Annotated in this window: 7 protein-coding genes and 1 pseudogene; 6 read left to right on the forward strand and 2 right to left on the reverse strand. The window is 33.3% G+C overall.

Annotation, left to right across the window (positions count from 1 at the left end; translation table 11 throughout):
• A pseudogene (locus BBH99_RS22275) lies at nt 1-1,934 on the forward strand (TrlF family AAA-like ATPase); the annotation flags it as partial.
• Entirely contained in the window at nt 1,924-3,000 is a 1,077-nt protein-coding gene (locus BBH99_RS04650; protein WP_066692628.1) for a nucleotidyltransferase domain-containing protein, read from the forward strand. The pseudogene BBH99_RS22275 and the gene BBH99_RS04650, both read left to right, overlap by 11 nt.
• Nucleotides 3,001-3,099: 99 nt before the next feature.
• Here the strand turns inward: BBH99_RS04650 and BBH99_RS04655 are convergent, their stop codons facing one another.
• Nucleotides 3,100-3,444, reverse strand: coding sequence for a TfoX/Sxy family protein (locus BBH99_RS04655; protein ID WP_066692645.1), 345 nt, complete (start codon nt 3,442-3,444; stop codon nt 3,100-3,102).
• 142 nt (nt 3,445-3,586) lie between these two features.
• Here BBH99_RS04655 and BBH99_RS04660 point away from each other — a divergent pair, with 142 nt between their 5' ends.
• The 4 genes from BBH99_RS04660 to BBH99_RS04675 all read left to right on the forward strand — a co-directional run bounded on the left by BBH99_RS04660 (nt 3,587) and on the right by BBH99_RS04675 (nt 8,528).
• A complete protein-coding gene (locus BBH99_RS04660; RefSeq protein WP_066692634.1) occupies nt 3,587-4,102 on the forward strand; it encodes a DUF2975 domain-containing protein in 516 nt (171 codons plus the stop codon).
• Nucleotide 4,103: 1 nt separating this feature from the next.
• Complete coding sequence (locus BBH99_RS04665; protein ID WP_045494476.1) at nt 4,104-4,307, forward strand: helix-turn-helix domain-containing protein; 204 nt, start codon at nt 4,104-4,106, stop codon at nt 4,305-4,307.
• Nucleotides 4,308-4,482: 175 nt separating this feature from the next.
• On the forward strand, nt 4,483-5,355 hold the full coding sequence (locus BBH99_RS04670; protein ID WP_066692638.1) for an ABC transporter ATP-binding protein: 873 nt from the start codon (nt 4,483-4,485) through the stop codon (nt 5,353-5,355).
• A gap of 2 nt (nt 5,356-5,357) precedes the next feature.
• Nucleotides 5,358-8,528 carry an ABC transporter permease/M1 family aminopeptidase gene (locus BBH99_RS04675; protein ID WP_066692642.1) on the forward strand — a complete coding sequence of 1,057 codons (3,171 nt, stop codon included), beginning with the start codon at nt 5,358-5,360 and terminating at the stop codon, nt 8,526-8,528.
• 11 nt (nt 8,529-8,539) lie between these two features.
• On the opposite strand, the gene BBH99_RS04680 is transcribed toward BBH99_RS04675, so the two are convergent.
• Nucleotides 8,540-9,448 (reverse strand): SH3 domain-containing protein (locus BBH99_RS04680; protein WP_066692643.1); only part of this gene is annotated, 909 nt, incomplete at its 5' end.

A 9,448-nucleotide genomic window follows, 5' to 3' on the forward strand; every position in this document is an offset into this window, starting at 1 on the left:
ATAGTTATTTTAAATTTCAAAAATTCACTCCTAAACCAATTTGTTTTAATAAAAATCTGAATGTAATAATAGGAGGAAAATCTTCTGGAAAATCTATTTTGTTATATAATATAGCTAGAACACTTCTTAATACCGAAAAACTAGGAAAAATTTTTAAAGAAGAAGGAAAAGAAAATGAATTTAATTTTAGAATAAAAAATGATGCAAATCTAGAACCAGATCTAAATTATAATTTTGAAATAAAAACAAAAGTTCCAAATATTTCGCAAACTAGATTTGATTATAACGGAAATAGTATTCTCTCTGAGGTTATTTATATTCCACAAAATTATTTGATAAAATTAGCAGAACCTGAATATTATAAAAAGGGAGAATCTCTTAATAAACTTATAAGAAATCTTATAGTCGAAAAAGAAGAGTTTAGAGCAATGTATAATGATATTTTTATTGCTCACGTCAAAAAAAATGATGAAACTAGAAAAGCTTTAATAAAGAATTATTTTGAAACTAAAGAAGCAATAGACCTATTAATTGTTAATCTTGGAGGTAAAGGAAATAAAGAAGATATAGAAAAAGTCCTTAACCACAATGAAGGAAAAATTTTAGAATTAAAAGAAAAAATAGGATTGAACAAAGAACAAATTGAATCTTATCAAATAAAGCAAAAGGAGTTTGAAAAAATAGAAAAAGATGAATCAGACTTGCAAAGTGATAAATTAGTTATCAAAGAGTTCAATAGAAATAGTATTAATACTCTAAAAACTTTGGTAAAAGATGTAGAGACTTTACAGCTTAAAACACCTAAAATCAAAATAGATTTTATTAAGCAATATGAAGAATTAAAAACTATATTATCTTCTATAGAAATTTATGAGAATAACATAGATAGAGAAAATAATATATTCCAAAACCAATTGAAATTTATAAAAAATGAAAAAATAAAAAAAGAATCTGAATTAAAACCATACAAACAAAATGAAGAGACCGAAAAACAGATAAAATTATATGAAGATTCAAATAAAATTGAATCACAAAAGTTAAATAGTATTATTGAAGATGAAAAAAATATTGAGCAAAAAAGAAAAGATTTATCAAAGATTAAAAAAAAGATATTTAAACTCTATAAAGAAACTTATTTAGAGTATGAAAATATAATTAATCTTTTAATTCCTAGAACTGAATCATTTAAAGAGGAAAATTTACAAATTAAAGGAAAAGTAAAATTTAATTTTCCAAAATTAGAAAAATCAATGTGGGATATTAGTCACGGAAAATCAAAATCATATGATGATTGGAACATATTTGATAAAAACCTAAAAGCCACTTCCTCATATCCTTTAAAAAATTTCATCAATGACATTCAATCAATTTTTGAAGCCATTGATAATGGAAGCTATAAACTACGCAGTAGTTTTTCAAAAGAATATGCTATAGATATTTTATTAGATGATTACTTTTATGATTACTGGGAAGTAACATATAAAGGTGATAGAATAGGAAGTATGTCCACAGGAAAAGCAAGTTTTGTAATATTAATGATTATCATTGGTTTAAGTGAATCACCATCTCCAATTTTAATAGATCAGCCAGAAGATAACCTTGATAATAGATCTATTTCAGATGATTTGGTTAAATATCTCAAAAAAAAGAAAACCGAAAGGCAAATTATATTAGTTACTCATAATGCTAACATTGCAGTAAATGCTGATGCAGAGAATATAATAGTTGCAAGTCAAAAAGGGCAAAGCGATAGAGATAATTCAGATTGTCCTTATCAATTCGATTATATAAATGGAGCTTTAGAAGACGTAAAACCATTAAATAAAAATATAAAAAGTTTACTTCCAAATATGAGTATTAGAGAACATATTAAAGATATTTTAGAAGGAGGTGAAATTGCATTCAAAAAACGTGAAGAAAAATATGGGTTCTAACACGACCATCCAAGACCTCAAAAACAAAAACCTCCTCCTCTTCGAAGCCATCTCCGGAAGCAGGGCTTTCGGGTTGGCAACAGAAACTTCGGATACGGATATCCGTGGAGTGTATTATCTGCCAAAGGAAGATTTCTTTGGGCTGAACTACATTCCACAGATTTCCAATGAGACGAATGATATTACTTATTATGAAATCGGGAGGTTTGTGGAGCTGCTGCAAAAGAACAATCCTAATATTCTGGAGGTTTTGGCAACTCCTGAGGATTGTATTCTGTACAAGCATCCGTTGATGGATCTGTTGAAACCGGAAGATTTTCTCTCCAAACTATGCAAAGATACCTTCGCCGGATATGCTGTTTCTCAGATTAAAAAGGCGAAAGGTCTCAATAAAAAGATTTTAAATCCTATACACAAGGAAAGAAAATCTATTCTTGATTTTTGCTTTATTCTGGACGGTCAAGGTTCTGTTGCATTGAAAAAATGGCTTTCGGAGAAAGGAAAAATTCAGGAAAAATGTGGATTAACCGCTATTGACCATACCAAAGGGATGTTTGCGTTATTCTATGATGATTCACAAGCATTGGGTTATAAAGGCATTATCCAGCATGAAGAAGCCAACCAGGTTTCGGTATCTTCTGTTCCAAAAGATGAAAAACCGGATGCTTATCTGTTCTGCAACCTTGATGCCTACTCTACTTACTGCAAAGATTACAGGGAATACTGGAAATGGGTGGAAGAACGCAATGAAGAGCGACACAACGTCAATCAGAATCATGGACAGAACTACGACAGTAAAAATATGATGCATACCATCCGTTTGCTGCAATCGTGTGAACAGATTTTCAAAAACAATTCTCTTCAGATCCGTGTAGAGAACCGGGATGAATTACTGGATATTAAAGCCGGAAACTGGTCTTATGAGACTGTGATGGAAAAAGCGGAAAACCTTATTGAATCCATTGAGTATCATCACACTGCTTCCCTACTTCCGGAATCGCCTGATCTGGAGAAAACAACCAGGATCCTGGTGCAGATAAGGGAGCAATTATACGGGAAAGCATAAGCAATGAGTAATAAATAATGAGTAATGATTAGTGGGAAGCTACAACAGTGGTCACCCACTCTCATACTCTCATACTCTCATACTCTCAAACCCTCAAACTTACTTCTTTTTTGATGCTTTTGCAATTTTGTTGTATTCAAGACAAATCTGCATCCAATATTCAAAATCTTCAGGTTTTTGAAAGCCGATGGGTTCTACATAGCAATATTCCTTTAGCTGTTTTCCTCTCATAATCATGGGAAGAAAGCCTATTTTCTCCGCGACTTCTTCTTCCTTTTCAGGGTTGTAGCGGCACATCAGATTGTCGTGACTGATATTAATACACATTTTATCATTCACCAGAAATGCCAGTCCACCGAACATTTTCTTTTCTTCAATTGTAATATCATTTACATGGGACAGCCATTCACGAACCCTGTCTGCCAGTTCAATATTATAAGCCATAATGAGTATATTTTTATAGTAAATGTAAGAATTACTATCATTCATTTGACTGGCCCATTGTATTTGAAAATAAAATTTTATTTAAATAAATTATTGTTTTACGATAATTAATTATACATTTGCAATACTTAATGATCGTGATATGAATCAGACCAAAATTATTTCCAGGATTTTATTTTATATCTGCTCGGTTTTGTCTGCCGGATATTTGATAACAGCATTGTATGCACTGCTTTGCCTTGCCACAGGGTTTTCAGTGACATCTTATAGTAATGGCCAATTTTTGCATATTAATTACCCTTTTACGCAACAGCCATTTCTGAATATAGAAGATAATTATCCTTATATCATTTTTTCGTTTCTATTGGTTTTAATTCCTTATGGAATCTTTTTCTGGCTATCCGCAAAGGTTTTCAGAGTATTTTTCCAGCCAAAGCTTTTTACGAAAGACCATATTCTACAACTTAAGAGATTTTACCTTTTTAATATTTTCTTTCCACTTCCACTGGTTATTATCGCGAGTTTCTTTGTGGAAGTAGAAAATATCATCTGGGGCCTGGTGTTTATTCACTTTATGCTTGGAATTTTCTGTCTGTTTCTTGCGAATATCTTTAAGCAAGGGCTACATTTGCAAAACGAACAAGACCTAATTATTTAACATGCCAATTATAGTCAACTTAGATGTCATGCTAGCCAAACGAAAAATGCAGAGTAAAGAATTGGCAGAAAAACTGGGAATCACTCCCGTCAATTTATCCATCCTCAAAACCGGAAAGGCAAAAGGCGTACGTTTCGATACTCTGGAAGCCATCTGCAAGATCCTGGAATGCCAGCCCGGAGATATCCTGGAGTATAAAGAGTAAAGTTCATCGTTTAAGGGTATCATCCTTTCAATCGTCTTGTGTTTGAAAGCTGAAAGTCTTACACTTTGCTCTCCATTCTTGTCTCTTATCTTTTCGTCTATTATCTATCCGTCTCTTTAAACAACAGTAGTCCCCAACCGGATTACCTACACTCCTATTACCCAAACTCACTATTATGAATACTTTATCCATCAACAACCTCAACCTCACCTATAAAAATGGTTTTCAAGCCATTGATAACATTTCTCTTGAGATCAACAACGGAATGTTTGGACTTTTAGGCCCTAATGGAGCTGGAAAATCGTCTCTGATGAAAACCATTGTAGGATTACAGAAACCCAGTTCGGGAAGTATTGTTTTTAATAATGTTGATATTATTAAAAATCCTGAATTTATCAAACAAAACCTAGGATTTCTACCTCAGGATTTCGGGGTTTATCCTAAAATTTCGGCGTATGATCTTTTAGAACATATTGCAATACTGAAAGGAATTACAGACAGAAGCAATCGTAAAAAGCAGATCCTGGATCTGCTTGAAAAAGTGAATCTTCTGGATTTTCAAAAGAAAGAGGTTCATACTTTTTCCGGTGGAATGAAGCAACGTTTCGGAGTAGCGCAGGCATTACTGGGAAACCCTAAAATCATTATTGTAGATGAACCTACTGCCGGTTTAGATCCTGAAGAACGTAACCGTTTCAATATTCTTCTGAATGACATCAGCCAGGATATTATTGTGATTCTTTCCACTCATCTGGTGGAAGATGTGAGAAACCTGTGCTCAGAAATTGCCATTATGAACCAGGGAAAAATACTTAGAAAAGGAGAACCGAAACTATTAATGGCAGAATTAGAGCATAAAATATGGTCCCGTTCCATTGATAACAATGATTTGGAGAATTTTTACGCTCATTACGAAGTCATCAGCAGACAATTGATAGAAAGAAATCATCAAATTACCATTTTTTCTGAAGAAGCTCCTGAAGATTTCAAACCTGTAAACCCTTTACTGGAACACTTTTATTTTTATACTCTAACGCAAAAACCTTAGTCATGAATGCTATATTCTCTTTTGAAGTCAGACGCAATACCAAGCACTGGCTTAGCTATCTTATTGCCTTAATTCTTGTCTTCCTGGGTATTTTCTGTGGGAATCAGTTCAACCTTTCCGTAGGAGAAGGAATCTATCTGAATTCACCTTATACCATTGGGTTTATGACCGGAATGCTTAGCCTTTCCATCATTTTCTTCGCAACAATATATGCCTTACAACTATTGTTTAAAGACCAGGATTCCAGGTTTGATATTGTACTGTTTTCATTTCCTCTTTCCAAACAAACGTATCTGAAAGGAAAGTTTTTGAGCTACTTTTTGCAGACCTTTTTAAGCTTTTCATTTCTGATACTCGGCTTTGTGATAGGCCAAAGTCTTCGTACCGGAACTGAGATGCAGGAAGGGTTTCATATCATCTACTATCTCTACCCTTTGTTCATTTTTGGCTTAATTAATACGCTTTTGGTGTGCAGTTTTCTTTTTTTAATGGCTTTTATTTTCAGAAAGAAACTGCTGGTAGTCATTGGCGGACTGTTGTTGTATGTGTTTTATATGATTGTCTTATTATTTTCCAATTCACCATTTATGGCAGGAGCTATGCCACAATCATTGGAAGCTCAGCATATTTCAGCGATCCTGGATCCTTTCGGGCTGTCCTCTTATTTTCTAAACGCAAAATGGCTTACTGTTGAACAAAAAAACGGGCAAATCGTAGCGATTACAGGATATTTACTTTTCAACAGAATTTTTTATACCCTGATATCAATAGCCCTTTTGTGGCTTACTTTAAAACAATTTTCCTTCTCAACTATTTCAAAACAAAAGGCAAAAAAATCGGCTCTTAAAAACGATTCCCAACCTAAGTTTTTCAAATCAGAATATGCTGCAGTACAGCCTGAATATGGAAGAATGCCTGCTGTACAATCAATGATATCCTTTGCCAAAATAGATCTGATCTACCTGTTCAAAAGCATTACGGTTCCGGCAGTTTCTATTCTCCTTGTATTTGCTGTAGGGATGGAAATGTATGCCGAAATTGAAAAAGGAATCCGTCTGCCTCAGAAGTACGCCAGCTCAGGGCTTATGGCCACCACCATCTCTGAAAACTTTCATTTACTTGGATTAATGATCGTGGCTTATTTTCTAAACGATCTGTATTGGAGATCAAAATCTTCCGGGTTTTCAATGATTGAAAACAGTACTTTTTTCTCAAAAAATAAGCTAACCGGACATTTTATTTCGATTAGTGTTCTGCTCTTCTTCTTTACAGGAATTTTAATTGGGGAAGGTATTATTTTCCAGTCTGCTTATCAGTATTTTCGTATGGATTGGAGTGCCTATCTTGGTGTTTTCCTTTTCAATACATTTCCATTAATCTTGTTTTCCGGATTTATTCTGGTCATCAATGACAGAATTCCGAACAAATTTATCGCATTAGGAATATCTGTTGCAGCTATTTTTATCCTTGCTGGTCCTGTTTCCGGTAAACTTTTTCCTTATCCTGTTTTAAGAATATTCTCAGATTTTAAAGGAAGTTACAGTGATTTCAATGGCTATGGAATCTATGAAAAGGCTTTTGGACAAAGACTTTTATTTGGAACCGGGATAATGGCTTTATTATGGATGATTAATGCTTTTATTAAGTTTAAAAAAGTTTCTTTTCTCCAATCTGCTTTCATTGTTATTCTACTCATTTCAGGGGTTTTGGCCGGAAGCTATTTCATGAAAGGATATATTCCTAAAGATGATGAAAAAGAGATTTTGAATGCTGTTCACTATGAAAAGGATTTCCGAAAGTATGAAAAACTTCTACAACCTGATATAACAGCTATTAAAACTGAAATTAAGCTATATCCATCAAAAAATGCCTATGAAATCACTGGTCATTATACCCTTAAGAACCAAACGAACCTGCCCATTGATAAAATTCTTATCAATTTTAATGCTGATCTGAAACTTGAAAAAGCGATTGTAAAGTCTGGCACTGAAACAATTACAATGACTCAGAATACTTCCGAAATTTCTTTAAAAAATACTTTGAAACCCAATGATACAGCTACTCTTGATTTCAAAATATCCTATCAGTGGTTTGCTGTAAACGGGCATCAGTCTTTCAACGCTATTATTGAGAACGGTTCTTTTATGAGAATCAGCAGGTATTACCCCACCCTTGGCTACCAAAAGGATTATGAAATTCAGGATGAAAAGATACGCAGCCAATACCAACTGGGAAAACTGAGAGAAATAAAGAATCCTGAAGCTCCGGAAGTGTTCAGAAAGGATTTCATCAATCTTGATATGACCGTTTCCACTGAAAAGCAACAAACCGCTGTAGGAACCGGTGATCTGGTAAAGAAATGGGCAACATCAGACCGTAATTATTTTCAGTATCAGGCAGAAAATATTCCATTCCGTTTTGCTGTTTCTTCTGCTGAGTATGAATTAAAAAGCCTCAACTACCAAGGGATTGTGATCCATATTTTTTACCATAAGAATCATTCTGAAAATGTAAATCATCTTCTGAAAAATGCTCAGCTTACTTTGGATTACTGCCAGGAGAATTTTGGAAAATATCCATTCAAAACTATCAATTTTGCTGAAATATCATCTTTCACCAGAGGTTTTGCAGCAACAGCCTATCCTTCTGCTGTTTTTATGCCGGAAGACATGATTTTTCACGCTAATATCCATTCCGATCAGAAGCAGGATGTGATTAATGAACTGGCAGGACATGAACTCTCCCATCTTTGGTGGGGAAACAGCCGGATTAATCCTGATGACAGAGAAGGTTCCGTAATGCTCACCGAAACTCTTGCCATGTACACCGAAATGATGCTCTATAAAAAAATGCACGGAAGGGAACAAATGTTAGAAAGACTAAAGGTTCACCAGCAAATCTACGATAACGAAAAAGGATTATCCGAAAACCTTCCTATTTACCGCGCAACCGAAAATACGCCTCACATTTCCTATTCCAAAGGAGCAATTGCAATGGTGAAATTAAGTGATTTAATAGGTGAAAACAAAGTAAATGCTGCATTGAAGGCCTTTCTTACTCATAATCAATATCCTAAAAAACCAGGTTCTTTAGATCTGCTTAGGGAATTTTATAAAGTTTCTCCGAATGATACTTTCCGGAAACAGATTGATGGATTATTTAAAAATCCATGACCTCCGAAGTCTTATGACTTTGGAGATTTTATTCTGCTTTTATGAATATATCCTTCTTTTCCTTCTTTAGTTTTTACAAGAAACCAATCTCCGGTATTATCCAAAACCTCAATATGCTCTCCTGATTTTACCTTTTGCAAAACCTCTGAGGATGTGTTTTTATCTTTTCTTAAATTGGTATAGCCATCTGGGTCAATTATGATGTATGAAGACTGGCTGGCTGTTTTTTCGGAATTAATTATATATCCTTTTAATGTGTTTTGAATATTTTGGTTAAAATAATTTCTTTCAAATACATTAAGCTTTATTAATAGTTCTTCACCAAAAAGTGGACTGATATCTATGAAATTTATTGTTTTGTTTTGCCATGCGGTGTATAAACTTGGCGAAAAAATACACTCCTCAGTACTAAATTTAGATATTTTTCTTTTAAAAGACTCGCTAAATTCTTTTTCCTTATCTGGGAAGAGAAATAATTGTCCATTCTTTAAATCAATATCACCCAAATTATCCTTAAAAAAAGACTGTTTTACAAGAAATTCGTCTAATTGTGGAAAAATTGAATTTAATAAGGTCGTTTCATGATATTTGGCTCCCTGTTGTATAAAAAATAATGGGTTCTCTATAAAAAATTTTGTAAGTTTCTCACCATATAATTCAACGCCATTATAGGCTACATCATTATCTTTAGAAAGTTCAGATAAGATGTAAAATGCATTTACATCTGACAATTGAATCATTCTGATAATCAATAATTGAGAGACTAATGTTGATTTAAATTCATCATCTTCAGTTTTTGTCTCTTTTAAAAATTTTATAAACTCAGTCCTATAATTTTTGTCTAATAAATCTTTAATTTTTATATCTTCAATATACTGATTATTGTATTGATATTTTTTGAAGTCGATATCATTTTTTTG

This window comes from Chryseobacterium contaminans (assembly GCF_001684955.1).
Classification (GTDB): Bacteria; Bacteroidota; Bacteroidia; order Flavobacteriales; family Weeksellaceae; genus Chryseobacterium; species Chryseobacterium contaminans.